At 71.8% G+C, this 23,777-nt stretch carries 22 protein-coding genes and 1 pseudogene; 7 read left to right on the top strand and 16 right to left on the bottom strand.

The features are described from left to right. Window positions 1–154: 154 nt before the first annotated feature. The 4 genes from AB0D45_RS06335 (at window position 155) to AB0D45_RS06350 (ending at window position 3,800) form a co-directional block, all read left to right on the top strand. Entirely contained in the window at window positions 155–568 is a 414-nt protein-coding gene (locus AB0D45_RS06335) for a DUF3151 domain-containing protein (protein ID WP_362455524.1), read from the top strand. 129 nt (window positions 569–697) lie between these two features. Beyond that, window positions 698–1,546 carry a tryptophan 2,3-dioxygenase family protein gene (locus AB0D45_RS06340; RefSeq protein ID WP_362455526.1) on the top strand — a complete coding sequence of 283 codons (849 nt, stop codon included), beginning with the start codon at window positions 698–700 and terminating at the stop codon, window positions 1,544–1,546. Next, a complete protein-coding gene (gene kynU / locus AB0D45_RS06345) occupies window positions 1,539–2,750 on the top strand; it encodes a kynureninase (RefSeq protein ID WP_362455528.1) in 1,212 nt (403 codons plus the stop codon). The genes AB0D45_RS06340 and kynU overlap by 8 nt, the downstream gene beginning before the upstream one ends. Window positions 2,751–2,921: 171 nt before the next feature. Beyond that, on the top strand, window positions 2,922–3,800 hold the full coding sequence (locus AB0D45_RS06350) for an alpha/beta hydrolase (protein WP_362455530.1): 879 nt from the start codon (window positions 2,922–2,924) through the stop codon (window positions 3,798–3,800). Between the two features lie 35 nt (window positions 3,801–3,835). On the opposite strand, the gene AB0D45_RS06355 is transcribed toward AB0D45_RS06350, so the two are convergent. Further along, window positions 3,836–4,513 carry a macro domain-containing protein gene (locus AB0D45_RS06355; protein ID WP_362455532.1) on the bottom strand — a complete coding sequence of 226 codons (678 nt, stop codon included), beginning with the start codon at window positions 4,511–4,513 and terminating at the stop codon, window positions 3,836–3,838. A 170-nt stretch (window positions 4,514–4,683) separates the two neighbouring features. Here AB0D45_RS06355 and AB0D45_RS06360 point away from each other — a divergent pair, with 170 nt between their 5' ends. After that, a complete protein-coding gene (locus AB0D45_RS06360; protein ID WP_362455534.1) occupies window positions 4,684–6,315 on the top strand; it encodes an ADP-ribosyltransferase domain-containing protein in 1,632 nt (543 codons plus the stop codon). An 18-nt stretch (window positions 6,316–6,333) separates the two neighbouring features. Here AB0D45_RS06360 and AB0D45_RS06365 read toward each other — a convergent pair whose 3' ends face one another. The 3 genes from AB0D45_RS06365 to AB0D45_RS06375 all read right to left on the bottom strand — a co-directional run bounded on the left by AB0D45_RS06365 (window position 6,334) and on the right by AB0D45_RS06375 (window position 9,061). Next, the gene (locus tag AB0D45_RS06365) at window positions 6,334–6,843 is read right to left on the bottom strand and encodes a carboxymuconolactone decarboxylase family protein (protein ID WP_362455536.1); all 510 of its coding nucleotides are present in this window, start codon (window positions 6,841–6,843) and stop codon (window positions 6,334–6,336) included. 118 nt (window positions 6,844–6,961) lie between these two features. Further along, window positions 6,962–7,591 carry a DUF6879 family protein gene (locus tag AB0D45_RS06370; protein WP_361598691.1) on the bottom strand — a complete coding sequence of 210 codons (630 nt, stop codon included), beginning with the start codon at window positions 7,589–7,591 and terminating at the stop codon, window positions 6,962–6,964. A gap of 186 nt (window positions 7,592–7,777) precedes the next feature. Further along, on the bottom strand, window positions 7,778–9,061 hold the full coding sequence (locus AB0D45_RS06375) for an adenylosuccinate synthase (RefSeq protein WP_362455538.1): 1,284 nt from the start codon (window positions 9,059–9,061) through the stop codon (window positions 7,778–7,780). Window positions 9,062–9,245: 184 nt separating this feature from the next. On the opposite strand from AB0D45_RS06375, the pseudogene AB0D45_RS06380 reads away from it, so the two are divergent. Continuing rightward, window positions 9,246–9,944, top strand: a pseudogene (locus tag AB0D45_RS06380) (diacylglycerol kinase); the annotation flags it as partial. 314 nt (window positions 9,945–10,258) lie between these two features. Here the strand turns inward: AB0D45_RS06380 and AB0D45_RS06385 are convergent. The 10 genes from AB0D45_RS06385 to AB0D45_RS06430 all read right to left on the bottom strand — a co-directional run bounded on the left by AB0D45_RS06385 (window position 10,259) and on the right by AB0D45_RS06430 (window position 21,927). After that, a complete protein-coding gene (locus tag AB0D45_RS06385; protein WP_362455609.1) occupies window positions 10,259–10,873 on the bottom strand; it encodes a cold shock domain-containing protein in 615 nt (204 codons plus the stop codon). A 1-nt stretch (window position 10,874) separates the two neighbouring features. Further along, complete coding sequence (locus AB0D45_RS06390; protein WP_361598700.1) at window positions 10,875–11,120, bottom strand: hypothetical protein; 246 nt, start codon at window positions 11,118–11,120, stop codon at window positions 10,875–10,877. Window positions 11,121–12,827: 1,707 nt separating this feature from the next. Then, a complete protein-coding gene (locus tag AB0D45_RS06395) occupies window positions 12,828–13,142 on the bottom strand; it encodes a hypothetical protein (protein WP_361598703.1) in 315 nt (104 codons plus the stop codon). Between the two features lie 1,332 nt (window positions 13,143–14,474). Next, complete coding sequence (locus AB0D45_RS06400; protein WP_362455541.1) at window positions 14,475–15,692, bottom strand: cytochrome P450; 1,218 nt, start codon at window positions 15,690–15,692, stop codon at window positions 14,475–14,477. Window positions 15,693–15,717: 25 nt separating this feature from the next. Continuing rightward, window positions 15,718–16,377 (bottom strand): response regulator transcription factor, encoded by a 660-nt coding sequence (locus AB0D45_RS06405; protein ID WP_361598709.1) that lies wholly within the window; start codon window positions 16,375–16,377, stop codon window positions 15,718–15,720. Then, window positions 16,374–17,702 (bottom strand): histidine kinase, encoded by a 1,329-nt coding sequence (locus AB0D45_RS06410; protein WP_362455543.1) that lies wholly within the window; start codon window positions 17,700–17,702, stop codon window positions 16,374–16,376. The genes AB0D45_RS06405 and AB0D45_RS06410 overlap by 4 nt, the downstream gene beginning before the upstream one ends. An 87-nt stretch (window positions 17,703–17,789) precedes the next feature. Beyond that, the gene (locus AB0D45_RS06415) at window positions 17,790–18,461 is read right to left on the bottom strand and encodes a response regulator transcription factor (protein WP_361598715.1); all 672 of its coding nucleotides are present in this window, start codon (window positions 18,459–18,461) and stop codon (window positions 17,790–17,792) included. Then, window positions 18,458–19,768: a sensor histidine kinase gene (locus AB0D45_RS06420; RefSeq protein WP_362455545.1), complete on the bottom strand. Its 1,311-nt coding sequence runs from the start codon at window positions 19,766–19,768 to the stop codon at window positions 18,458–18,460. Before AB0D45_RS06420 ends, AB0D45_RS06415 begins: the two co-directional genes overlap by 4 nt. 10 nt (window positions 19,769–19,778) lie before the next feature. Then, window positions 19,779–20,999 (bottom strand): acyltransferase, encoded by a 1,221-nt coding sequence (locus AB0D45_RS06425; protein WP_362455547.1) that lies wholly within the window; start codon window positions 20,997–20,999, stop codon window positions 19,779–19,781. Beyond that, window positions 20,992–21,927: an alpha/beta hydrolase gene (locus tag AB0D45_RS06430; RefSeq protein ID WP_362455549.1), complete on the bottom strand. Its 936-nt coding sequence runs from the start codon at window positions 21,925–21,927 to the stop codon at window positions 20,992–20,994. Before AB0D45_RS06430 ends, AB0D45_RS06425 begins: the two co-directional genes overlap by 8 nt. A 241-nt stretch (window positions 21,928–22,168) precedes the next feature. Between AB0D45_RS06430 and AB0D45_RS06435 the strand changes: the two genes are divergently transcribed. Further along, window positions 22,169–22,657 carry a diadenosine tetraphosphate hydrolase gene (locus tag AB0D45_RS06435; protein WP_362455551.1) on the top strand — a complete coding sequence of 163 codons (489 nt, stop codon included), beginning with the start codon at window positions 22,169–22,171 and terminating at the stop codon, window positions 22,655–22,657. Between the two features lie 18 nt (window positions 22,658–22,675). On the opposite strand, the gene AB0D45_RS06440 is transcribed toward AB0D45_RS06435, so the two are convergent. Then, a complete protein-coding gene (locus tag AB0D45_RS06440) occupies window positions 22,676–23,320 on the bottom strand; it encodes a LysE family translocator (RefSeq protein ID WP_361598729.1) in 645 nt (214 codons plus the stop codon). Between the two features lie 5 nt (window positions 23,321–23,325). Then, on the bottom strand, window positions 23,326–23,727 hold the full coding sequence (locus tag AB0D45_RS06445) for a nuclear transport factor 2 family protein (RefSeq protein ID WP_362455552.1): 402 nt from the start codon (window positions 23,725–23,727) through the stop codon (window positions 23,326–23,328). Window positions 23,728–23,777: the final 50 nt, after the last annotated feature.

The raw sequence follows: 23,777 nt of genomic DNA on the forward strand, positions 1-23,777 counted from the left end.
CCGGAACGTGGTGGGGCCGCCACACCCCGGCGACTTGACGGACTGCCGGGGCGGACCTGGCCGCACCCCCGCGCATCGGGCACGGTCCTGCCGCGGGGCCCGTGACCCGCGGTGCCGGTGCCTGCCCCCCGCCGCCGTCGGCCACACTGAAGCCATGTCGATTCACCAGAACCTGCTCGGGGGCCCCGCCCCCACCCACCTGCCCGACGAGCCCGCGCCGCGTGAGGCCCTCACTGCCGGGACCGACCCGGCCGAGGTGGCCGCCGCGCACCCCACCTCCTCCCTCGCCTGGGCTGCCCTCGCCGACCGGGCCTTCGCCGCCGGCAACGTGGTCGAGTCGTACGCGTACGCCCGTACGGGCTACCACCGCGGCCTCGACGCCCTGCGCCGCGCCGGCTGGAAGGGCCACGGCCCGGTGCCGTGGGAGCACGAGCCGAACCGCGGCTTCCTGCGGGCCCTGCACGCCCTGGCGCGGGCCGCCGGGGCCATCGGGGAGAAGGAGGAGCAGGAGCGCTGCTCCACGTTCCTGCGCGATTCCTCGCCGACCGCGGCGGACACGCTCGCGTAACGCTGCCGAGGTCTGCCCTAGAGGGCTTCCGGATCCCCTGCTTATGATGCGGGGCAGGGGACCGGGGCTCCACTTACCTCACCGGAAGGAGCGGACCGCTACCCGGAAGCACGTGTCGAGGAGACAGAAATGTCGCACGCCCTTGATGCCTCCGGAGCCGGTTCGGACACCCCGAACCTCGACTTCGACGGCACGACTCCGTACGAGGACTACGTCCAGGCGGACGTCCTCACCCACCTCCAGCACCTGCGCTCGGACGATCCGGGCGAGATGGTGTTCCTGGTGACCACCCAGGTCATGGAGCTGTGGTTCACCGTCATCGTCCACGAGTGGGAGACCGCCGCCCGCGCCCTGCGCGAGGACGACGTCCCGGTCGCGATGGACGCGCTGAAACGATCCCTCCGGGAGCTGGAGGCCCTGAACGCCTCCTGGCGCCCGCTGGCCCAGCTCACCCCCGCGCAGTTCAACTCGTACCGCGCCGCGCTCGGCGAGGGTTCCGGTTTCCAGTCGGCGATGTACCGCCGGATGGAGTTCCTGCTGGGGGACAAGTCCGCGTCGATGCTGGTCCCGCACCGGGGCGCCCCGCGGGTCCACGCCGAGCTGGAGAAGGCCCTCCACGAGCCCGGCCTGTACGACGAGACCCTGCGCCTGCTGGCCCGCCGCGGCCTGCCGGTCCCCCAGGCGGTCCTGGACCGGGACCTGGCGCTGCGCTACGAGTCCTCCCCCGAGGTCGAGGCGGTCTGGACGGCCCTGTACGCGGACCCGTCCGGCCCGAACGCCGACCTGCACCGCCTCGGCGAGGTGCTGACGGACGTCGCCGAGCTGGTCTGGCGCTGGCGCAACGACCACCTGGTAGCGACGCGCCGCGCGATGGGCGCGAAGACGGGGACGGGCGGCTCCGCCGGGGTGACCTGGCTGGAGAAGCGCGCGGCGAAGCACGTCTTCCCCGAGCTGTGGACGGCCCGCAGCCATGTCTGAGACCGCCCCGCACCCCATACCGGAGCTCCAGGAGCGCGCCGCCCGGCTCGACGCCGAAGACGCGCTCGGCAAGCTCCGCGAGCGCTTCACCCTCCCCGACGGGGTCGTCTACCTCGACGGGAACTCCCTCGGCGCGCTGCCGGCCGGCGTCCCCGGCGCCGTCGCCGACGTTGTGCACCGCCAGTGGGGCGAGCTCCTCATCCGCTCCTGGGACGAGAGCGGCTGGTGGACCGCGCCCCAGCGGATCGGCGACCGGATCGCCCCGCTCATCGGCGCCGCCCCCGGCCAGGTGACGGTCGGCGACTCCACCAGCGTCAACCTCTTCAAGGCCCTGGTCGGCGCCGCCCGCCTGGCGGCTCCCGGCCGCACCCGGATGCTGGTGGACGCCACCACCTTCCCGACGGACGGCTACATCGCCGCCTCCGCCGCCCGGATGACCGGCCTCGAGCTCGTCCCGATCGACCCCGCCGGGGCGGCGGGGGCGTTCACCGACGACACCGCCGTGGTGCTGCTCAACCACGTCGACTACCGCAGCGGCCGGCTGCACGACCTGCCCGCCCTCACCGCGGCCGCGCGGGCCGCGGGCGCGCTGATCGTCTGGGACCTCTGCCACAGCGCCGGCGCCCTGCCCGTCGGCCTCGACGCGCACGGCGTCGACCTCGCGGTGGGCTGTACGTACAAGTACCTGAACGGCGGACCCGGTTCCCCGGCCTACATCTACGTGGCCGAGCGGCACCAGGGCGCCTTCGACTCCCCGCTGCCGGGCTGGAACGGCCATGCCGAGCCCTTCGCGATGACCCCGGGCTACGTTCCCGCCGAGGGCGCGGCCCGGATGCGCGTCGGGACCCCGGACATCCTGTCGATGCTGGCCCTGGAGTCGGCCCTCGACGCCTGGGAGGGCGTGGACATCGAGGCGGTCCGCGCCAAGTCCCTCGCGCTGTCCGACTTCTTCCTCGCGTGCGTGGCGGCGTACGTCCCCGAGGGCGCGGTGGAGACGGTGACCCCGGCCGAGCACGGCCTGCGCGGCAGCCAGGTCTCGCTGCGGGCCGAGGGCGCCCGCGAGGTGATGGCGGAGCTCGTCTCCCGGGGGGTCGTCGGGGACTTCCGCGCCCCGGACGTCCTGCGGTTCGGGTTCACCCCGCTCTACGTCGGGTTCGCCGATGTGGAGCGCGCGGCACGCACACTGGGTCACATTTTCGGGTGACGCGGTAGCGAAACGTCACACCAGGGGGCGGGCGGGGCTACGGCCGCGCCCGCCTCCGTGCTGACGCGTTCCGGCGGCTGGGAGCCGGTGACGGCCTGATACGGTCCCGCTCTGTCGGAACACCGGAACATCTGTCCCCCCTGTCCCACGCGTTACCGAGAGGTTGAGCCGATGACGGACCCCGCAGTCGAACGGGACGCCGCCGAGGCCGCCTCGGCCTTCGCCCACCCCCCGGTCGGGCCCGACGCGAGCGCCGCGTACGGAGACCACCCCGACCAGGTCGTCGACTTCTACGCCCCCCGCGGCGCGGGCGCGGCGGGCTCCGCGCCGCTGGTCGTGGTCCTGCACGGCGGGGCCTGGCGGGCCCCCTACGACCGGCAGCACGTCACCCCCTTCGCGGACTTCCTGGCCCGGCGGGGCTTCGCCGTCGCCAACGTGGAGTACCGGCGCGGCAGTTCCCTGCCCCACCAGAACGCCGAGGGGCCGGTGGCCGGACGCTGGCCCGAGACCTTCGACGACGTCGCCGCGGCCATGGACGCCCTGCCCGGGCTGGCCGCGGCCGCCCTGCCCGCCGCCGACGTCCGCCGGACCGTGGTGAGCGGCCACTCGGCGGGCGGACAGCTCGCGCTGTGGGCGGCGGCGCGGCACGTGCTCCCGTCCGGCTCCCCGTGGCGGCTGCCCGCCCCGCCGCCGCTGCGCGGGGTGGTGGCGCTGGCCCCGATCGCGGACTTCGGGGCCGCGGAGGAACTCGGCGTGTGCGGCGGCGCGTCGGCGCAGCTGCTGGGCGGGCCCGAGCACTGGGAGGCCCGGCTCCCCTTCGCCGACCCGGCGGCGCTGCTGCCGACGGGCATCGCCACCACCGTGGTGCACGGGCGCGAGGACATCGTGGTGCCCCCGGCGGTGGCGGAGTCGTACGTGGCCGCCGCCGCGAAGGCGGGGGAGATGGTCGGCCTGACCCTGGTCGAGGGCGTCGGCCACTTCCCCCTGATCGATCCGGCGGCCGACGCCTGCGCGGTGGTCGCGGAGGAGATCTCCCAGCTCGCCTGGTAGGCGCGCCCGCCCCGGGACCCGTGGGGCGCGTCCGGTCAGCGGCGGGGCGTCGCGCGCCGGGGCGGGGCGATGCGTATCCGCTGGGTGGCGGGGGCGTTCTCCAAGTCGTCGAGCTGCGCCACGATCGTGCTGCGCAGGGTGTCGTAGTCCTCGAAGCGGTGGTCGTTGAAGAGGGTGTAGCCCGTCCACATCAGGTTGGCGCACACCCGCGCCGGCACCCGGCCGGTCCGGGCGCCCATGCCGACCAGGGCCACCGAGCGGATGCTGCCGGGCTTCTTCTCGTTCTGCTGGTGGACCGCCTGGAAGGCGGCCGCGCACGCCAGGGCCACGTTCAGCGTCTGGCTCACGTTCTGCGAGGACGTCTCCATCGTCGGCGTCGAGATCAGGTACCTCGGGGTGAGGGAGCCGGACGGCACGCACACCGCGCTGCCCACCGGAAGGCTGCCCGCGAACCGGTCGCGTATCGCCCGCTGCACGCGCAGCTGGATGCCGGCTCCGAGGAACCGCTTGACGGCCGCGTCGACCCCTCCGTCCATCCGGCCGCGGGAGTTGGTCGGGCTGACCCACGCGTCGACGTCCTCGTCGAGGATCGAGCCCTGGCGGATCTCGATGCCGGGGGTGTCGGCGAAGGCGGCGCGCCACGACTCCACCACATCGGTGTTGACGTCGGTCAGTACGACCCTGAGCGCGGGCTGCGCGCGGTCCTCGGTCATCATGCACTCCCATCGGTAAAGGCGCTTCCGAACTGCTCACCACGCTAGCGGGGGCCACTGACAACGGGCTTGTCCACAGGGCCGGGTGAGGGTCGGTCACCGTTGTCAGTGGCCGTTGTTAGCCTGCGACCAGATGTGAAGTCCGGTCCGATGTTGCGGAGTTCTCCACCATGAGCGAAAACAATGCCCCCGCCGGTTCGGCGCAGCCCGATGCGAATGACCCGCTGGCCCTCGCCGAATTGTTCAAAGGCGGCGGTGAACCGTGGTTCCCGCTGCTCAAGCCGGTCATCGAGGCGCAGCCGGACGCCGCCGCATTCATCGGACCGGGCCGCAGCTCCGATGTCGTCCCGGTCCGCGAACTGACCTTCCAGGCGCTCAAGCCCAATCCGCCGCACAAGTGGAAGGTCGTCGTCTTCGGACAGAATCCCTATCCGAGGCCGGAAAGCGCCACCGGAATAGCCATGTTCGACAACACCTTCCACGACTGGAAGGACAGCCAGTTCGGCAGGGTCGTCAGCATCCGGTGCATCATCAAGGCCGCGGCGATGTGGAAGTACGGAATTCCGAAGAAGACCCCGATCGCCGACATACGCGCGCTGCTGAAGGAACGGGACACCGTGCAGCCGCCCGAATGGTTCCAGGCGATGCTCACGCAAGGGGTCCTCCTGCTGAACGCGGCGCTCACCGCCGACAGCGCCGGGGCGCGCGGCGGAGCCGATCCGCACACCGCGTTCTGGCGTCCGGTCGCCGAGCGGATCGTGGAGGAGATCCTCAAGGCCAAGCGGGACGCCGACGAGGAGGACCGCGGGGTCGTCTTCGCCTGGTGGGGCGCGCACGCGCGCAGCCTGAAGAAGATCGTCCTCGATCTCCAGAAGAAGTACCCGGAGGTCGACGTCCGGCACATCGACCACGCCAATCCCGCCGCGCAGGGCGACATCTTCTGCGACGGCGGCCATTTCGCGATGGTCAACGACGCCCTCGCGTCACTGGGCGCGGCCCCCGTCGACTGGCTGCCGACCAAGGGGTGGAACGAGCGCGCCGCGCAGGACGGCGGAGCGGACGGCGAGGACGTCGCCGCGCGCATGGGCGCGTTCATCACGTCCACGATGGAGCTGCACCAGCTGTACCTGGAGCGCCTCTCCAGCGTGAAGGACGAGGGCCTCGTACTCCCTGCGATCACCGGGGTGTTCGACACGCCGCTCATGGAGTTCCGGGACGCGGTCGCCCCCGTCGCCCAGCTGCTCTCCGGTCTGGGCGGGCACGTCGACCGGTCGTACGAGTTCGGCAAGAGGCGGGCTGACACGGCGGCCGGCGGGCTGTCCGCCGACGCGGTCTCCGCCCTGTACCTCTACACCTGCGAGTCCGCGTTCTACCGGGAGATCAACGCGGTCCTGCGCTCCCCGGACCGGTCCCGGCTGGTCCCGTACCTGCCCTACCTGCGGCTGCTGTTCTCAGCGGTCTCGGGGCTCCCCGTCCGTACCGAGCCGCTGTACCGCGGTGTGGCGCTGGACCTGCGGGCCCAGTACCCGCTGGGCCGCACCGTCACCTGGTGGGGCGTGTCCTCGTGCACGCCCAAGCTGGGCGTCGCCCGGGGATTCCTCGGCAACCGCGGCAAGCGGACGCTGTTCGAGGTGGTCCCGGCCCGGGCGGTGGGCATCCGCGAGTTCTCCGCGTTCACCGAGGAGGAGGAGTTCATCCTCTCCCCGGGGACGCAGCTGAAGGTGACGGACGTGACGACCGAGCGCGGCGGACTGTGCACCGTGCGGCTGACCGAACTGGAGGACCAGACGCTGGTGTCCTGAGCAGGCCGCGGCCGGGACTCAATCCCACTGCCGGCCGGCGAGCGAGGCGACCGGCTGGGGCTTGCCGATGAGCGCGAGGGCGATGAAGAAGTTGATCTGGCCGATCGCGATGGTGAGGGTGGCCAGCGCCTTCTCGTCGTAGTGCTTCGCGACCTCGGCGTACAGCTCGTCGGGGACCCGCTCCTGGCCGCGCGGGGCGGGCTGGAGGGTGGCCTCCACCAGGGCGAGGGCGGCGCGCTCGGCCTCGGTGAAGTAGGGGGCGTCCTGCCAGGAGGAGACGGCGGTGATGCGCTCCTCGGACTCCCCGGCCTTGCGGAGGAAGCCGGTGTTCAGGATGGTCAGGTAGGTGTTGTGGACGATCTGGCCGGCGCGCAGGTGGACCAGGCTCATCGTGGTGCGCGGCACCGACTGGTTGCCGGTGGCGCGGAAGAGCGCGGCGCTGATGTCCTTCAGCTCGGGCACGAGCGCGGCCGGGTCGCCCATCCGGGAAATCGACGCGGCTGCGGTGGGGGTGGAGGGGGTCGTCATGGCTGCTGCTCTCCTTCGGTCGGTGTGTTCACAGCACTGACGGACGGGAGCAGGCGGATGTGACAGGTCCGGGAAAGTTTTCTCGCGCGGTTCTTCCCGCGACGCGCCGTTGCGCGCGTCACGCCGCCGGCGGCGGGGGCAGGTGCGCCACCGCACGCGTGAAGTAGGTCCTCAGGTCCTCGGCCCCCGAGTAGGCCCGCTTCACGTACACCTCCCACGGTCTGACGATCGCCGGGTCCTCGTACCGGCGGGTGCCGGTGTGGACGCCGGCCGGGCTGTGGAGGACCTCGTACAGGACGTGTCCGCCGAGGATGACGATCTCCGGCAGCGGGCCCCCGTCCGCCGCCTCGGTGAAGGAGAACTCCTCGGCGGGCAGCACCCGCGCGTGGTGTCCGGCCTCGGCGCGCATGTGGAGCCAGTGCAGCTGCCACTGCACGTACGGCGACAGCGGTTCCTCCACCACCCTCAGCCGGCGGAAGGGCGAGCCGTTGCGGCTGTCGTCGTCGGCGGCCTTGCGTGCGGTGGGGCGCTCCGCCTCGATCAGCCGGAGGACCTCCCGCCAGTCGCCCTGGCGCAGCGCCTCCCGGGCCGGGTTGTCCGTCTCCTCGAAGTGCTGGAGCCGCTCCAGCCGCCAGGACTCGCCGTTGCGGATCACCGCGCGGCGGGCCCTGAGGTCTTCGGCGTAGGCGGCTGCGTCGAGCGGTTCGCCTCGGGTCGCCGGGAGCGCCGGCGCGCGGAGATCGTGCATCTGAGAACCCCAGCCTGGGTGACGATGCCCCGACTGTACCGAACGTGATCCACTGGACGCGGTACGTGTTCTCGCGGGTCTGCCGAATCGTGTCCGCCCGGCCGGTACGCCGAAGGGGCGGGGTGCGCGGTGCGCTCCCCGCCCCTTCGGGCGTCGTGCCTGGTGTGCTCTGCGAGCGTCCCGTGCCTAGAGGAACGAGTTGATCTCGATCGTCTCGGTGCGGCCGGGGCCGACGCCGATCGCGGAGATCGGGGCGCCCGACATCTCCTCCAGGGCCTTCACGTAGTTCTGCGCGTTCTTCGGCAGGTCGGAGAAGGTCTTGGCCTTGGTGATGTCCTCGGACCAGCCGGGGAGGGTTTCGTAGATCGGCTTCGCGTGGTGGAAGTCCGTCTGCGAGTACGGGAGCTCCTCGACGCGCTTGCCGTCGATCTCGTACGCGACGCAGACCGGGATCTCCTCCCAGCCGGTCAGCACGTCCAGCTTGGTGAGGAAGAAGTCGGTGAGGCCGTTCACGCGGGTCGCGTAGCGGGCGATCGGGGCGTCGAACCAGCCGCAGCGGCGGTCACGGCCGGTGGTCACGCCGCGCTCGCCGCCGATGCGGCGCAGCGCCTCGCCGTCCTCGTCGAACAGCTCGGTCGGGAACGGGCCCGCGCCGACGCGGGTCGTGTAGGCCTTGAGGATGCCGATGACGCGGCTGATCTTCGTCGGGCCCACGCCGGTGCCGGTGCAGGCGCCGCCGGCGGTCGGGTTCGAGGAGGTGACGAAGGGGTACGTGCCGTGGTCGACGTCGAGCAGGGTGCCCTGGCCGCCCTCGAAGAGCACGACCTTGTCGTCGTCCAGCGCGTTGTTGAGGATCAGGGTGGTGTCGGCGACGTAGCCCTTGATCTGGTCCGCGTACTGGAGCATCTCCTCCACGATCGTGGCGGCCTCGATGGCGCGGCGGTTGTAGAGCTTGGCGAGGAGCTGGTTCTTGCCTTCGAGGGCCGCCTCGACCTTCTGGGTGAGGATCGACTCGTCGTAGAGGTCCTGGACCCGGATGCCGATGCGGTTGATCTTGTCGGCGTAGGTCGGGCCGATGCCGCGCCCCGTCGTACCGATCTTGCGCTTGCCGAGGAAGCGCTCGCCGACCTTGTCGAGGGTGACGTTGTACGGCGTGATGAGGTGCGCGTTGCCGCTGATGAGCAGCTTGGAGGTGTCGATGCCGCGCTCGTTCAGGCCGCGCAGCTCGGAGAGCAGGACGGCCGGGTCGACGACGACACCGTTGCCGATGACCGGGGTGCATCCGGGGGAGAGGATGCCGGAAGGGAGAAGGTGCAGCGCGTACTTCTGGTCGCCTACGACCACCGTGTGGCCGGCGTTGTTGCCACCCTGGTAGCGCACTACATAGTCAACGGATCCACCGAGCAGGTCGGTGGCCTTTCCCTTGCCCTCGTCACCCCACTGAGCTCCGAGCAGCACAAGAGCGGGCACAGGCGTACACCTCTTCCGGATGGGGCATGTCCAAGGTCAGGGGGCGTACGACGATGTACACCGCAGGCTGAGCCGTCGGACCGGTGCCCCGGAATAGACGAAGGCCCTGGCGCAATAGCGCAAGGGCCTCTTGCACAAAGATGCTACCCGAGGAAGGACCGAGGTGTCGGCTCCAGAGCCCGCCATGAGCCATGCGGGCGCGCCGGTAGGCGGCCTGCTCGTGCTCGTCGACCCGGTCGCCCGCCGTCTTGACGGCGAGTCCGTGCGCATCGCGAAAGATGTGCTGTCAGCGGGAGCGGCGGCGAAAATCTGCCTGCCGGATTCGCCGGAGGAATTTGCGCGGGCTCTCGCCCGCCGGGGCCATCGCCGGCCGGTGATCGTCGGCGACGACCGGGCGCTGGTGCGGGCCGTCGGGCTGCTGTACCGGGAGCGGGGTCTGGGCGACGGGGCGGTCTCTCTGGTTCCGGTGGGGCCGCCGGGGTCGCTGGCGCTGGCCCGCTCGCTCGGGGTGCCGCTGTCGGCGGTACTGGCGGCCCGGGCGGCCCTGGACGGGATCGCCCACCCGAGGGACCTGCTGGTGGACGACAGCGGCGGGGTGGTGCTGGGCGGGCTGCGGATCAGCCCGCCGGTGTCGGCCGTACGGCGCGGCGGGGGCTACCGGTCACTGCTGCGGACGCTGCTGCCGGGTCCGGCGGCGCCGGTGTGGCCGGCGCACCGGCTGCGGGTGGAGGTGGACGGGGTGGTGCTCGCGGACGGGGACCGCCCGGTGGAGGACGTCGCCGTACGGACGGCGGGGGGCGGGGCGGGGCCGGCGGAGGTGCTGGTCCGGCTGTCGGGAGCGCCGCCGCTGACGCAGTGGGCGGAGGCGGTGACGGTGTCCGGTGTGTCCGCAGTATCCCGGTTGTCGGAGGTGTCCGGGGGTTCCGGGAGGCCCGGAGGCCAGGGGGGCGGCGGGAGCGGCGGAGGTTCCGGGGCTGCCGGAGCGGTGGGCGTGCCCGGGGCACCAGGGGCGTCGGGGGTCTCCGGTGAGCCCGGGGCTTCCGGCTCCGCCGGGGTTCCCGGTGCCTCCGGTGACCCCGGAGGTGACGGGGAGGATTTCCGCTATCGCGCCGACCACGCTCTGGCCGGCCCGGTCCGCCGCCGTACCTGGACCCGCCACCCCGCGGCCTGGGCCCTCACCCTCCCGCGGGGCGCCGCCTAGCGCTGGAGAACCTCTGGCAGGGGTGGCACCGCCGACAAGGGAGAGAAGACGCCCTTGTGCAGGGTCACCGTCCTCGGCCGGCCCGGATGCCGGGCTTCGCTGCTGACCGCACGGTGAATGTTGTCGGCCCGTAGCCCCGCACCATCCAGAGTGATGTCGAATATGACCTCCTCGCCAGGAAGCAGACAGCGCTCCCTCCCGTGAATGGCCGATGCTTCCGCTTGAACGTCAGGTCCGGCCCCCTGGCTGATGAGGCCGACTCCCCGGTGAAGGTCGAACCACTTCACGACACCGCAGGGCGACACGCTTTCTCCTCTCCGCTCTGCTCGGATCCGGAAGTCGACACTGTCCGCCCGCTCGCCACCGGCGGGGAGGGCGTGCGCCGGGGCGTGAAGCAGCGTGCCCCCGTGTGACTGCAGCCGCCGGGCGCCTGCGGCGAGCGGCGCGCCGTAGCAGCGTGTTCTCGCCGACGGGCAGGGCGTCGGCCGATCCCTCGGTGAGGGCGAGGGCAGGGAGAGGCATGGCCTCTTCTTTTTGAAACCCCCCGAATCGGCCCAAGGGGTGCTAAGACGCTTTCTGCGGCTGTTCCACCTGCTCCACCTGCCGGGCATTTCACCGTTGACGCTGAAGGGTACGGGCACCTGCGGCGATGACTGCGGCGAGCCGGTTGGCGAAGGCCGCGTTGCATCCTCCGAGCCGGACGAAACCGTGGCCGGCCACCGGCCCGTCGTTACTCAGGGAGGGAAGGGTCAGGCCTGCGAGCGCGAGCGCCGCCTGCAGGTTGGCGACAGCATCTTCGCCGGCTTGGTAGGCGGCGTCCTGGCGCCGCTTGTACCGCATTCGTTCGGCGTGGGTCATCTCAGACACCATGTTGCTGACCTTTCGTGGTGGACGCGGATGTGAGGCGCCGGAGCGCGTTGTGCATTCGGTTCGGCGAGCCATGCCCATGTGCTGGGTTCGCAAGCCCTTTGCACACGAGGCCCGTGGCGGCTGCGACGCTGATCACCTCAGCCGCGGAAGCCAGAGCCCACGGCCCCCGGTTGCAGGGCAGGCATGACCACGGTGCACGGCGCGTTGCTCGGACATGCCCCAGTGATCAGGAACAGGGCGTGTGGTGATGGACGCGGTGCGGTCCGGCCGACCGCGGGGGGCGCCCGGGCATGGCCGGCGCAGGACAGGGCCGGTAGACCGTCAGGCTGAGTCTGCGCACGGCCCGTGACCATCGGTATCGATCTTCGTTTCAAAGGTGCAGGCGAACACCCCTTTGACGTGTGGGAAGGACCGGATTGACCAGGGAGTTAGCTGCTGCTACCGCCTCTGCTCTTCGCGGTACCAGCCCACGGGAGGTCCGTTCCGCCGCCGACCGACAGTGCCGTCTCCGCCGCGCCCCTCAGCCGGCATTCGCGCTCCCACGACCGGAGCTCTCGCCCATGGCACCACTGCCTACCGGCCAGACTGCACCCGCGGTACGCAGGTACGTCCAGTCCTCCTGCGACAACTCACCGGACCTTGCCGACCAGGTAGCCGGAGAAGACCACCGCCTTGCCGGGGTGACATCGCTCGCCGTTGCCATGCAACCGCGTTCCACCGACTTTCCCAGTGACCGGAGCCCACTGTCCGAGCCAGCGACCGTGACATCGATCGGCACTGCCTCACGCGTACGTCCCTTATGGGTCTTACCCGTATCTGTGGCCATGGGACGGAGAGCGGATTTCTCTGTTGCTGTCTCGCGCGGGGTAGCCGACAGGGACACTGCCCGCGCTGCGTCTGGCTGCGGCCGGCTGCCCGAGCGGAGAGGACGTCGGGTTCCGGTGTCGCGGAGCTGCTTGGCGAGGCGGTCGCGTGAGGGTGATTTGGCGAACCAGCTGTTGGAAGCAGGCCAGTGCCGCGACGGCTGGAAGAGCGGAAGCCGCCCCGGCGGTGATCGTTTTGGGTGCCTGGGCTACGCACAGCAGGGTGGCCAGGCAGGAGAACAACAGGACGATGGACCAGGAGTGAAGTGCGCGGCGCTGGTGCAGGGCCGATCTGAGGATGGACAGGGATGCGACCATCCAGGGGCCGTAGATCAGCAGGGGCCACCAGCTGACTACTTCATGGGCCGTGTGGGGTGCGGCGCTGTGGCGCAGGGCGTCGCAGATGGCCACCCCACTGAGGATGCTCACCACGGCGGCGATGGCGCCGACCAGCACCGCAGTGAACAGACTGCCCGTCTGCAACAGGGTCACTACCTGGGACCTCGACTTGCTCCGGCGGTGCCCGTCGGAGGGCGGACTGGGCGGACATCCCGCAGGGATGTGGTTCAGTCCTGCGACCCACCCGCTGGTGGCCGCCGTGTCACCGAGGCCGTCGGCGCCGACTCGGGCGAAGGGATCTGGCTGCCCAGACGCAGCGCTTTCCTGGAGGAGGACGGCGAGATCCTCCACCGGATCCCATGACGGATGCGCTCCGCCGGGCCCGCCGAGCGGTTGCCCGGAGGAGGGGCGCTGCACGGGCTCTGGTCGGCCCCGGAATGCGGTGGTGTCCGGCTGGGGGTGGATACCGTGGACGTCCGGGTATCCGTACGGCTCATACACGGGAGCTGCCACCCGAGCACTCGCCGACAGCCGTGGCGGACGCTGCCGTGTTCCCCAACCGGTCAGCGAACTCAATCTGGATCACGCTCATCGCACGGAGGAAGTCCTCGAAAATCGTAGAGGAGTACAGAAGATCGACTTCCAGATCTTCATGCCCCAGCGTTGCGTTCCCGGTCTCACCCCAGCCGGTCGTGGGCGGAGTGAACATCCACTTCCCGACCCGGGTGGCCCCGGAGTGAATGCTGCCTCTCTGTCCGTCTTCCTCCGCGGTCCCGCGGGGGAAGACGGGGAGCTTTGCTGTTGTCATATTCCATAAACGCTCTCGGTGTGGGTCTGGGTGTGTGCCATCCGGGTGATGGTGGTCTACGGCAGAGCGTGACGCCGTCTTATCGGTTGCCGAACCGACCGGAAGGGCAATAGCCCACGCCCTTTCTCCCACCGGCCGCGACGCCCAAGACGAGGGGCTGCGGCCGAGGCAATCAGCGCGTCGGACACCTGACCCCGCCACGCACGAACGGGCGGTCACGCGCATGCCCTGATGCGACGACCCTGCTGCGCGCCGTGCGCCCGAGGCGCCGGCTCTCGGCACGTACCGCCACCTCTTGCCGTCAGCTGTCATCCCCTGCGCGCCCCCAGAGCCGAGGTCCTCGTCGGCTCCGCTGACTTCGCTTCGCTCTGCTCAGCCACCGACTGATGATCGGTAAATAGATCGAGATGCCGAAGTGGGCACATTGCTGCGCATGGCTGCAATCGAAGGGGAGAGCGCAACTCTGCATATGCCTCTGCGTTATGCCGAGGGTCGCCAGGGTCCCGACCCTCGCAACCCCTTGACCTCGGCCTTCGAAAGGACCAGCTGTGGGAGGCATCCTCCTGTGGATCGTGCTGATTTCTGCCGTGGTAGGCGCAAGTGGCACCGCACTGACGTCCTCCGGGACCGGCCGACTCTGGCCCGTGGACACCCTCGAACTGAGACGCCACCGTCGCTTCAAGCACGTCCTGTCTCTCCACGTGGACGCCGTCCGACGGTCCCGTCCGCCGGCCTCCGCCTTCCGGGACGATGGCGCTGGCGCGGCTCCCAGAGCACCCGTTGGGATCCGCGGCCGGCGCGCGTCCGGGGTGGCGGGGCACGCTGGGGTCGGGGGAGACGGCGGAGACGGCCTGGGCCAAGCGCGTTGCCGTCGGCGGTGACATCGCTTCGCGAGCCGTGATCCGAAAACTTGACACGGGCAAGCTGGTGCACCGTCCGATTCGGCACCCGATGAGGACGTTCTGCCCTCACTCCCGGTAAGTGCGCCAGGCAGAAAGGGCGGCTCATATCGCCGAAAAACCCCGGCAATTCGGTCCGGACATAATCGCGCACATTAAACCCCGGCAATTCGGACACCGTGCAGGCGTGCCAAAACCCCGGCAATCTGCACGCTATCCGTTTCTGGCTACTGAACGCGGCGTAGTAAAGCGGCGGTCGAGGGGAGATCACGCGCGGCCAGACGAAGCAACGTTCCAGGAGCCCGAGCCGGGACGCCTTCGCCAGTTGACAGGACAGGTCAAGAAACTGCTCCCGCGGCTGCGGTCTCGCTGGCTGCCGCGGTTGGTGTCAGATGGCTGACCAGGCCATCGGCACCTAGGCCGCCGGGCCGGGCTAGAACTCCACCAGCAGCTCCCGCAGACCCCGGATCACATAGCCCTCCCGCCACTGCGGCTCCCGCACGAGCCGCATCGGCGGCCCGGCGGGGTCGAGCAGCGCCCCGAAGGAGGCAGCCAGCTCCAGCCGGGCCAGGGGCGCGCCCAGGCAGTAGTGGATTCCGGCACCGAAGGTCAGGTGGGGGTTGTCGGCCCGTTCGAGGTCCAGGACGTCCGGGTCCTCGAACCGCGCGGGGTCCCGGTTCGCGGACCCGAAGAGCAGCGCGACCTCGGCGCCACGCGGGATGACGGTGTCCCCGACGCGGATGTCGTCGAGCACCCAGCGCTCGAACATCTGGAGGGGTGTGTCGTAGCGCATCAGTTCATCCACAGCTGTGGACAACTTTTCCGGATCCGGCTCGCCGGGCCGTGCGCGCAGGGCGGCGAGCCGGCCGGGATGGCGGAACAGGGCCCACCAGCCGTTCACCGTGGTGTTCACGGTCGCCTCGTGGCCGGCGTTCAGCAGCAGGACGCAGGTGGAGATCATCTCCTGCTCGCTGAGCCGGCCCTCGTCATCGTGGGCGGCGATCAGGGCGGAGATCAAATCGGTGCCGGGGTCCTTGCGGCGTTCGGCGATCAGCTCCCGCAGGTACGCGCTGAACTCGACGCTCGCCGTCACCGCCCGCCGCGCGGTTCGCGCGTCCGGCCGCAGCTCGAACATCCCGCAGATGTCGGCCGACCACGGCCTCAGCAGCCCCCGGTCCGCCTCCGGGACCCCCAGCAGCTCCGCGATCACCGCCACCGGCAGCGGCTCGGCGACGGCGGTGAGCAGGTCCCCGCCGCCGGCGGACCGCAGCCCGTCCGCCAGCTCCCGGGCCAGCCGCCCGACCGACGGCGCGAGCCGCTCCACCATGCGCGGTGTGAACGCCTTGGACACCAGGCGCCGTACGCGGCCGTGCGCGGGATCCTCCAGGTCCAGCAGCCCGTTCCCGTTGAGCACGTGGAAGGGCTCGTGCTCCGGCGGAGGAGCCTCACGCCCGAACTCCTCGTGGCTGAACCGGTGCAGGTAGGTCCGCCCCAGCCGCCGGTCCCGCAGGAGCGCACTCACATCGGCGTAGTGCGGCACCAGCCACTGACCCGTCGCCTCGCACCACACGGCCCGCCCCTGCTCACGCAACTCCCGGTAGGCGGGGTACGGATCGGCGACGAAGGCAGCATCCCAAGGATCAAAGCGCATCGCAGCAGCCTAGGCCGCTCCGCTCCTAACCGGGGGTCACCAGCCGGGTCTCGTAGGCGTACACCGCCGCCTGCGTCCGGTCGCGCAGGCCGAGCTTCACCAGGATCCGACTCACGTGCGTCTTGATCGTGGACTCCGCCACCAGCAGCCGGTCCGCTATCTCCACGTTGGACAGGCCCTGGGCGATCAGCACCAGCACCTCCGTCTCCCGCTCCGTCAACTCCGTCACCGCCGACGGATCCGCCGCCCTCTGCACCTCCGCGAGCTTCGAGAACTCCACGATCAGCCGCTTCGTCACCGACGGGGCCAGCAGCGCCTCCCCGGCCGCCACGACCCGCACCCCTTCCGCCAGCTGCCTGGCGGAGGCGTCCTTCAACAGGAACCCGGAGGCCCCCGCCCGCAGCGCCTGATACACGTACTCGTCGAGGTCGAAGGTCGTCAGGACCAGCACCTTCGCGTCCGTGTCCGCCGCCACGATCTGCCGCGTCGCCTCCAGGCCGTTCATCTCCGGCATCCGGATGTCCATCAGCACCACGTCCGGCCGCAGGGCCGCGACCTTCGCGATGGCCTGCCGGCCGTCGACCGCCTCCCCGACGACCTCGATGCCCTCCATCGCGTTCAGGAGGACGGAGAAGCCCTCGCGGACCATCATCTGGTCGTCGACGATCAGTACCCGGATCGTCATGCCGGCTCCTCCTCCGGCTGCGGCCGGGCGCGCACCGGTATGAACACGGCCACCTCGTACCCTCCCGCCGCGGTTTCCCCGGCCGTCATCTCCCCCTCCAGCATCGCCACCCGCTCCCGCATACCGGTGATGCCGTGCCCGGCTCCCGGGGAGGGCCGGACGTCACCGGCCGCCGGACCGTTGACGACCCGTATGCCCAGGCCGCCCAGCACGTAGGAGACCTCCACCCCGGCCGCCGCGCCCGGAGCGTGCCGCAGGGTGTTGCTCAGCGCCTCCTGGATGATCCGGTACGCCGACAGCTCCACGCCCTGCGGCAGCTCGCGCACCGCACCCGTGACGGTCTTGTCCACCTGGAGCCCCGCCTCCCGCACATTGGCCAGCAGCCCGTCCAGCGAGGCCAGCGTCGGCTGCGGGGCGTCCGGCGCCTCGTAGTCCGCGGACCGCACCACGCCCAGCACCCGGCGCAGCTCCGTCAGGGCCGCCACCGCGTTCTCCCGGATGGTGGCGAAGGCCGCCTCCAGCTCCGGCGGCGGATTCTTGACCCGGTACGGGGCCGCCTCCGCCTGGATCGCCACCACCGACATGTGGTGCGCGACCACGTCGTGCAGCTCCCGCGCGATCGTCGTCCGCTCCTCCAGCAGCGTGCGCCGGTCCCGCTCGACGGCCGTCACCTCCTGCTGGGCCATCACCTCCCGCCGGGCCTCCTTGCGCGTGTTGCGGACGGTCACCACCAGCAGGGCCACCGCCGAGAAGAAGGCCATCGGCGCGACCGTGGCGCCGTCCCCGTCGCCGACCAGGACCGGCAGGACCGTCCCGTAGAGCAGGGTGATGACCCACATCCAGCCGGCGGCCCGGGGCCGGACCCGCATGGCCACGAAGGTCATGACGGCCAGGGTCGCGAGGAAGGTGCTCGGCGACCAGGGCCAGGTCATGGTCCGGCCGGAGAGCATCGACAGGGCGGTGGTCATGCCCAGGACCACCCAGAAAGCGCCCGCGGGACGCACCAGCGTCATCAGGACCGGCCCCGCCGCCAGCAGCCCCAGCACCACGAACTGGAGGGCCGGCCCGCCGTACACGTTGTCGGCGCTCGCCAGCATGGTCACGACGAAGGCCGTCACGACCACCACCGCATGCGGCAGGTACGCCGCCTTCGGCCGTATCCCCCGGGGCAGCCTGCGCACCAGCGGACCGTCCGTACGCATCAGGGGCAGCGGCCGGTAGGCGAAGGCATCGGTGATCAGCTCGTCCCGCAGGCTCTGGATCAGGCCCGAAGCCAGCCGCAGTTCGGGGGGCCGGGGGGTCACCCCGGTGGTCGTCTCGGTCATGTCCAAACCGTAGGCCGCCGCCACCCTCGACCGCGTCGCCGCTGAAGGGGATTTACCGGCATCCCCCTCAGGTACTACACGGGCCCGTCAGTAGCCCGTCGGACGGATCAGACCCGTCTCGTAGGCGAACACGGCGGCCTGGGTCCGGTCCCGCAGACCCAGCTTCACCAGGATCCGGCCGACATGGGTCTTCACCGTCTGCTCGGCCACCACCAGATGCGCCGCGATCTCCGCGTTGGACAGGCCCTGGGCGATCAGGGACAGCACCTCCGTCTCCCGCTCCGTCAGCTCCTCGATCCGCGCCCTGGACGGCGCACGGGGAGCGCCCAGCCGCGAGAACTCGGTGATCAGGCGCTTCGTGATGTTCGGCGACAGCAGGGCCTCCCCGGCCGCGACCACCCGCACCGCCTCCGCGAGCTGATCCGCCGAGGCGTCCTTCAGGAGGAAACCGGAAGCCCCCGCGCGCAGCGCCTCGTACACGTACTCGTCCAGGTCGAAGGTGGTCAGGACCAGGACCTTCACCGCCGAATCCGCCGTGCCCGTGATGACGGAGGTGGCCTCGATACCGCCCATCCCCGGCATGCGGATGTCCATCAGGACCACGTCCGGGGAGAGGTCGCCGGCCTTCACCACGGCATCGGCGCCGTCGACGGCCTGGCCGACCACCTCGATGTCGGGCTGGGCGTTCAGCAGGACGGTGAAACCCTGCCGGACCATCATCTGGTCGTCGGCGATCATCACCCTGATGGGAGTGCTCATATGTCCTTCTTCGTCTCGGAGGGGGAACCGCCGGGCGGGTCCATGGGGAGCACGGCGCTCACCTCGTACCCGCCGTCAGGGCGCGGGCCGGCCGCCAGTTCGCCCCCCAGCATGCCCGCCCGCTCCCGCATGCCGAGCAGCCCGTGCCCGGCGCCGGGTGAAGGCGGCGCGGGCCGCGTCGGCGCGGAGTTCGCGACGCACAGGTGCAGCTCGCGCGGACCGTAGGCGATTCCCACCTCCACCCGGGAACCGGGGGCGTGGCGCAGGCAGTTGCTCAGGGCCTCCTGCACGATCCGGTAGGCGGTGAGCTCCACTCCCGGAGTCAGCGGCCTGCGTATGCCCGCCACCTCCGTGGTCACCTCCAGCCCGGCACCGCGCACGTTGTCCACGAGACCCTCCAGCTCCGCGAGGGTGGGCTGCGGATGATGGGGACCGGCCGGATCGTCGGGCTGCTCGGAGCGCAGCACGCCCAGCACCCGGCGCAGCTCGGTCAGGGCCTCCAGTGCGTTCGCCCGGATGCCGGCGAGGTTCTCCTTCAGTTCCTCGGAGGGGTTCTCCACCAGGTGCGGGGCCACCTGCGCCTGGATGGAGATCACCGACATGTGGTGGGCGACCACGTCGTGCAGCTCTCGGGCGATGCGGCTGCGCTCCTCCAGCAGGGTCCGCCGGGCCCGCTCCTCCTCGGTCAGCGTCTCCTGGACGACGAGCTGGCCGCGGGCCAGCCGCACCGCGCGCAGCGCGTAGCCGAGGAGGCCGGTGACGGCGAAGACGAGGCTGGACGCGAAGAAACTGGTGCTGCTGTGCAGCGGCTTGAAGAGCAGTTCGGCCAGGCCGGTGCAGGCCATGGTGATGCCGACGACCGCGCCGGTCACCCGCGCCGGCACCCGCAGGGCGACCAGCAGGACGAGCGGGACGAAGGTGAGCAGGGCGCCCGGCATCAACGGCCAGGTCTGCCCGTGCCCGACGTGGTCGTGGATCGCGTAGGCGATCACACCCGTCGTGATCAGGCCCAGCCACCAGGCGGCGATCGGCCGGGTCAGCGCCAGCGCGATCGACAGTCCCGTCATGAGGGACATGACCAGCGGCGGCCCACCGCGGACGTGGTAGTGGTCGAAGAGCTGCTGGTTCGTCAGGAAGGTGAAGAAGACGGCCAGGTACACGACCACGACGTGCGGCAGCCGGGTCAGCCACCGGGGCCGGGCCATCTTGGGGAGCGGGTCCGGCCGCAGGGTGAACAGCTCATGGACCAGGGCGCTGCCCTCGGCTGGGGCGTGCGGTTCGGCGGGCAGAACGGATCGCTGGGTCACGCGGGCCAGCCTAGGCACGGGCCGTCTCCCGTTCGGATGCCCCGAGACGCCCGTGGGGCCGCGACGCCGGGCCGGTGCGGACCGTGTGCCGGGGCCGGGGCCGGGGCCGGTGGCCGCGCGGGCGCTCGTAGACGTGGAAGGCGGACCGGCAGACGGCCAGGGCGGCCGCGAACACCGGCAGCCACAGCAGCCGGGCGGCTATCCAGCCCGCCGTACCGGGCACGGTGTGCAGGCCGGGCAGGTCGGAGGAGACCAGGAGCCCGAGGGCGGTGACGGACATCATCGCCGTCTGGTGCCACAGGAAGACGGTCATCGCGGACAGGTTCACCAGCGCCACCGTCGCCCAGGTCCGGGGCCGGCGCAGGGCCCGGGCCAGCGGCTCGCGCAGGAGCAGCGCCAGCCCGCACTGGGCCAGTCCGAACGCCACCGCCGCCAGCGTCGGCGGGTTCAGGTTGGACACCGCCGCCCCGGGCACGCCGACCATCGACGCCGGGTACCCGCCCCACAGGACCAGTCCGGCGGTGGCGGCCGCACCCCCGACCAGCAGGAGCAGCGCCGGACGCCGCCCGGTGAACGCGCCCCGGGCCCAGGCCGCACCCAGCGTGTAGGGCACCAGCCAGCCCGCGGCGACGTTGACCCAGCCGGTCCACTGCGGCCCGTCGAAGCCGAACCTCCAGAGATCGACCCCCGCCACCACGGCCGTCGGCCACAGCGGACTCAGCCGGGCCACCAGCGGGGTCGCGGCGGTGAGCACGGCGAACACCAGCAGGAACCACAGCGGTGACCACACCAGCCGGAGCAGGGTCCGGACGGTGTCCCATTCCGCGCCGCCCAGCAGCAGACCACCCGCCACGACGGCCCACAGCACCAGCACCGCGGCCACCGGACGGAACAGCCGGCCCAGGCGCCGGCGCACCCAGGCCCCGTACGAGACCCCTCGCTCCCGCGCCGACGCGTACCCCCGGGCCGCGACATGACCGCCGACCAGGAAGAACACGGCGAGGGTCTGGAACACCCAGGAGACCGGGGCCAGCCAGGGCATGTGGACCAGCGGGCTCGTGCCGCGCAGGCCGCCGTCGGTGGCCGTCAGCGAGGTGACGAGCCAGTGCCCGAGGACCACCCCGACGATCGCGAACACCCGCAGAGCGTCCACCGACCGGTCCCGGTCCCCCGGGGTCGCGCTGTCGATGCGGTCGGCGAGGGCCGACCAGCGGGCGGCGGGCTTACGCATGGGGGACCTCCGGGCCGAGGACGATGCGGGCCAGGCTGTCGAGGGACTCGGTGCCGGGCTTGAGGTAGTCGCTGTGCCCGGCAGCGCCCGCCGCGAAGGGCCGGGCCCCGAAGGCGGGGTCCACCGGATCGGTTCCGAACCCGACCCCGCCGAGCCGGACATGGGGAACGCCGCCGATCCAGTCGCCCGCGCCCCGCCCGGCCCACACCCGGGCGGCGGTCGGCAGGTCCGCCGCGGAGGCGGCTCCCGTGCCCGGACTGCCGTACAGGGCCATGTCGCTCACCCCGGGGCCCGTCCGCGTCCGGGCACAGACCACCGAGCCGTACGAATGGCAGAGCAGGGAGATCCGCGCCCCGGCCGGGGTGGATGCCCGCAACCGCCGCAGGAACGGACCCAGTTCGGCGGCGGCCCGGTCGGCGCGGTCCGCGGTCAGGACGGTGGTGCTGACCGTGCCCGGGGTGTCGTACCCGAGCCAGGCGACCACCGCGGTGTGCGGGTGCCCGGCCCGGAGCCGCCGCTGGAGGGCGAGCGCCCCCTCCCGGAAGCGCTCGTAGGTGTCCAGATTCGTGTCGGATCCGGGCACCAGGACGGCGACCCGGTCGGCGGTGCCCAGATCGCCGAACACCTCCACGGCACGGCCCTGGCCGCGCCCGTCGAAGGCGAGGAACTGCGCTCCGGGCCGCGCCATCGCCCGGAGTCTCAGGGCCCGCCCGCCGTGGCCCGCGCCCTCGGCGGCCCGCGCCGCCTCGGCCATGCCGGCGAGGGCGGCGGCGTACCGGCTCTGGGGGGTGGCGGACTCGGACTGGACCGCCGGGGCCGGCGCAGGTATCCGCGGGGACGCGGCGGCGGAGACGGGGAGCACGACGGCCGCGGCGACGAGGCCGGCCAGCAGGGTGCGGCGGATACGGCTGCCAGGGCCAGGGCTCATGTCGGGTTCCTCTTCCTGTCCTTCGGTCCCGGACGGGCACGCGCCCGCTCTGGTACCGAAGTTAGGAATCGGCCCCCCTCGTCGGCGTCACGCTGCGGAGCGGGCTTCGCAGGTAGCTCTCAGGTATGACCGGCAGTACCCGAGAGCCAGCCGCCAGGCGTGCTCCACCGTTCTGCCAGCGCCCATCGCCCCTCCGTCCGCCGCCCGTTGCCGGCCGGCGGGCGTCCGTTAGGGTCCGGGAATGGACGAGACCGACTGGCGCCACGACCGCATCGGCAGCGCGCACCGGGGCCGGAACCCCACCGTCATGCGCCGCCTCGATTCCGGGTTCGCGGTGATCGGGGACCGGCAGTTCCTGCCCGGCTACTCGGTTCTGCTGACCGACGACCCCGCCGCCACCCGGCTCTCCGACCTGCCCCCGGCGCGCCGGATCGCGTACCTCACCGACATGGAGCGGCTCGCCGAAGCCGTCGAGCGCGCCTGTGCGCGGCTCGACCCGGCCTTCCGCCGCGTGAACATCGAGATCCTCGGCAACACCGACCCGTACCTGCACGCCCACATCTGGCCCCGCTACGACTGGGAGCCCGCGGACCTCGTGCGGATGCCGGTCTGGCTCTACGAGGACGAGGAGTGCTGGCGCGGCGAGCGCCACGCGCTGGCCCCCCGCCACGACGGGATCCGGGCCGCCGTCACCGAGGAGCTCGACCGGCTCCTCGGTCAGGCCGTCTAGCGGGCTCCCCCTGCGGAGCTACGCCGCGGACGTGGCCACGCGCACCCCGAAGCCGATCAGGACGACGCCCGTCACCCGGTCCATCGTCCGGCGGACGCGCGGGCGCGTGAAGAACCGCCGGGCGCGCGACAGGACGTAGACGTACGTGCTCAGCCAGGCCAGCGTCAGCAGGACGTGGACCAGGACGAGCAGCGCCATCCCCGCCGCCGGGCTCAGACCCGACGGCGCGAGGGTGGGCAGCAGGCCGGTGTAGAACACGGCGATCTTCGGGTTGAGGGCGTTGGCGACCAGGCCGGTGCGCCAGGCGCTGCCGCCACCGCTGCGGCCGTGCCCCGTACGCCCGCCCGGGTCGCCGGCGGTGTCGTCCGGACCGCCTCCCGCGCCCGGACGGCGCAGGGACTGCACCCCGAGGAGGCAGAGGTACGCCGCCCCGGCGAGCTTGACCACCAGGTACACCTCGGCCGAGGCGGCGAGCAGCGCCGCGAGCCCGGCCACCGTCAAGGCTCCCCAGAGCAGCAGGCCGGCGGCGATGCCGCCGACGGTGCGCAGCCCGTCGGCCCGCCCCCGCGAGACGGCCCGGCGGGTCACGATGGCCATGTCGGGGCCGGGCACGAGGGTCAGCAGGGCCAGGACGCCGGTCGCCGCGGCGAGTTGCGTGAGCACGGGGCTCAGTCTGCCACCAGGGGTTCGACGTAAACGGCCCTCCAGCGGGGCGCAGGGTCCTGTCCAGGGCTGGTCCAGTACTCCCGGGCGCCGACGACCAGTCCGTCCCGAATCGTCCAGAGTGAGACGGCCCGGTAGAGGACGTGGTCCTCGGGTATCTCCACCTCGGTGACGACGAGGTCTCCGTCCGCGAGGATGCGCAGGACCTCGACCGAGCCGAGGGAGCGCTCGTCGGTGCCGTCCGCCTCGTCACTGAGCACGGCGATGAAGTTGTTTCTGCCGACGATGCGCTCGCCGCTGACGGGCCATTCGATGACGGCGTCCTCGGCGACGAGCCCGGCCACGCCGTCCCAGTCGCGTGCCTCGATCCGCTCCCACAGTCGTGCCACTACCTTCAAGGGCTCCATGTGCCGCAGTGTGCGACGGGGGCCTCGCGCGCAACAAGCGCTCCTTGCAG

Origin of the sequence: Streptomyces sp. NPDC048352, from assembly GCF_040651895.1 — a bacterium.
GTDB lineage: Bacteria > Actinomycetota > Actinomycetes > Streptomycetales > Streptomycetaceae > Streptomyces.

Bases quoted from the DNA above. Each gene is read 5' to 3' on its own strand.
- AB0D45_RS06335 (WP_362455524.1), top strand. From the start codon at position 155: ATGTCGATTCACCAGAACCTGCTCGGGGGCCCCGCCCCCACCCACCTG.
- AB0D45_RS06340 (WP_362455526.1), top strand. From the start codon at position 698: ATGTCGCACGCCCTTGATGCCTCCGGAGCCGGTTCGGACACCCCGAAC.
- kynU (WP_362455528.1), top strand. From the start codon at position 1,539: ATGTCTGAGACCGCCCCGCACCCCATACCGGAGCTCCAGGAGCGCGCC.
- AB0D45_RS06350 (WP_362455530.1), top strand. From the start codon at position 2,922: ATGACGGACCCCGCAGTCGAACGGGACGCCGCCGAGGCCGCCTCGGCC.
- AB0D45_RS06355 (WP_362455532.1), bottom strand. From the start codon at position 4,513: ATGACCGAGGACCGCGCGCAGCCCGCGCTCAGGGTCGTACTGACCGAC.
- AB0D45_RS06360 (WP_362455534.1), top strand. From the start codon at position 4,684: ATGAGCGAAAACAATGCCCCCGCCGGTTCGGCGCAGCCCGATGCGAAT.
- AB0D45_RS06365 (WP_362455536.1), bottom strand. From the start codon at position 6,843: ATGACGACCCCCTCCACCCCCACCGCAGCCGCGTCGATTTCCCGGATG.
- AB0D45_RS06370 (WP_361598691.1), bottom strand. From the start codon at position 7,591: ATGCACGATCTCCGCGCGCCGGCGCTCCCGGCGACCCGAGGCGAACCG.
- AB0D45_RS06385 (WP_362455609.1), bottom strand. From the start codon at position 10,873: ATGCCCGGCAGGTGGAGCAGGTGGAACAGCCGCAGAAAGCGTCTTAGC.
- AB0D45_RS06390 (WP_361598700.1), bottom strand. From the start codon at position 11,120: ATGACCCACGCCGAACGAATGCGGTACAAGCGGCGCCAGGACGCCGCC.
- AB0D45_RS06395 (WP_361598703.1), bottom strand. From the start codon at position 13,142: ATGACAACAGCAAAGCTCCCCGTCTTCCCCCGCGGGACCGCGGAGGAA.
- AB0D45_RS06400 (WP_362455541.1), bottom strand. From the start codon at position 15,692: ATGCGCTTTGATCCTTGGGATGCTGCCTTCGTCGCCGATCCGTACCCC.
- AB0D45_RS06405 (WP_361598709.1), bottom strand. From the start codon at position 16,377: ATGACGATCCGGGTACTGATCGTCGACGACCAGATGATGGTCCGCGAG.
- AB0D45_RS06410 (WP_362455543.1), bottom strand. From the start codon at position 17,702: ATGACCGAGACGACCACCGGGGTGACCCCCCGGCCCCCCGAACTGCGG.
- AB0D45_RS06415 (WP_361598715.1), bottom strand. From the start codon at position 18,461: ATGAGCACTCCCATCAGGGTGATGATCGCCGACGACCAGATGATGGTC.
- AB0D45_RS06425 (WP_362455547.1), bottom strand. From the start codon at position 20,999: ATGCGTAAGCCCGCCGCCCGCTGGTCGGCCCTCGCCGACCGCATCGAC.
- AB0D45_RS06430 (WP_362455549.1), bottom strand. From the start codon at position 21,927: ATGAGCCCTGGCCCTGGCAGCCGTATCCGCCGCACCCTGCTGGCCGGC.
- AB0D45_RS06435 (WP_362455551.1), top strand. From the start codon at position 22,169: ATGGACGAGACCGACTGGCGCCACGACCGCATCGGCAGCGCGCACCGG.
- AB0D45_RS06445 (WP_362455552.1), bottom strand. From the start codon at position 23,727: ATGGAGCCCTTGAAGGTAGTGGCACGACTGTGGGAGCGGATCGAGGCA.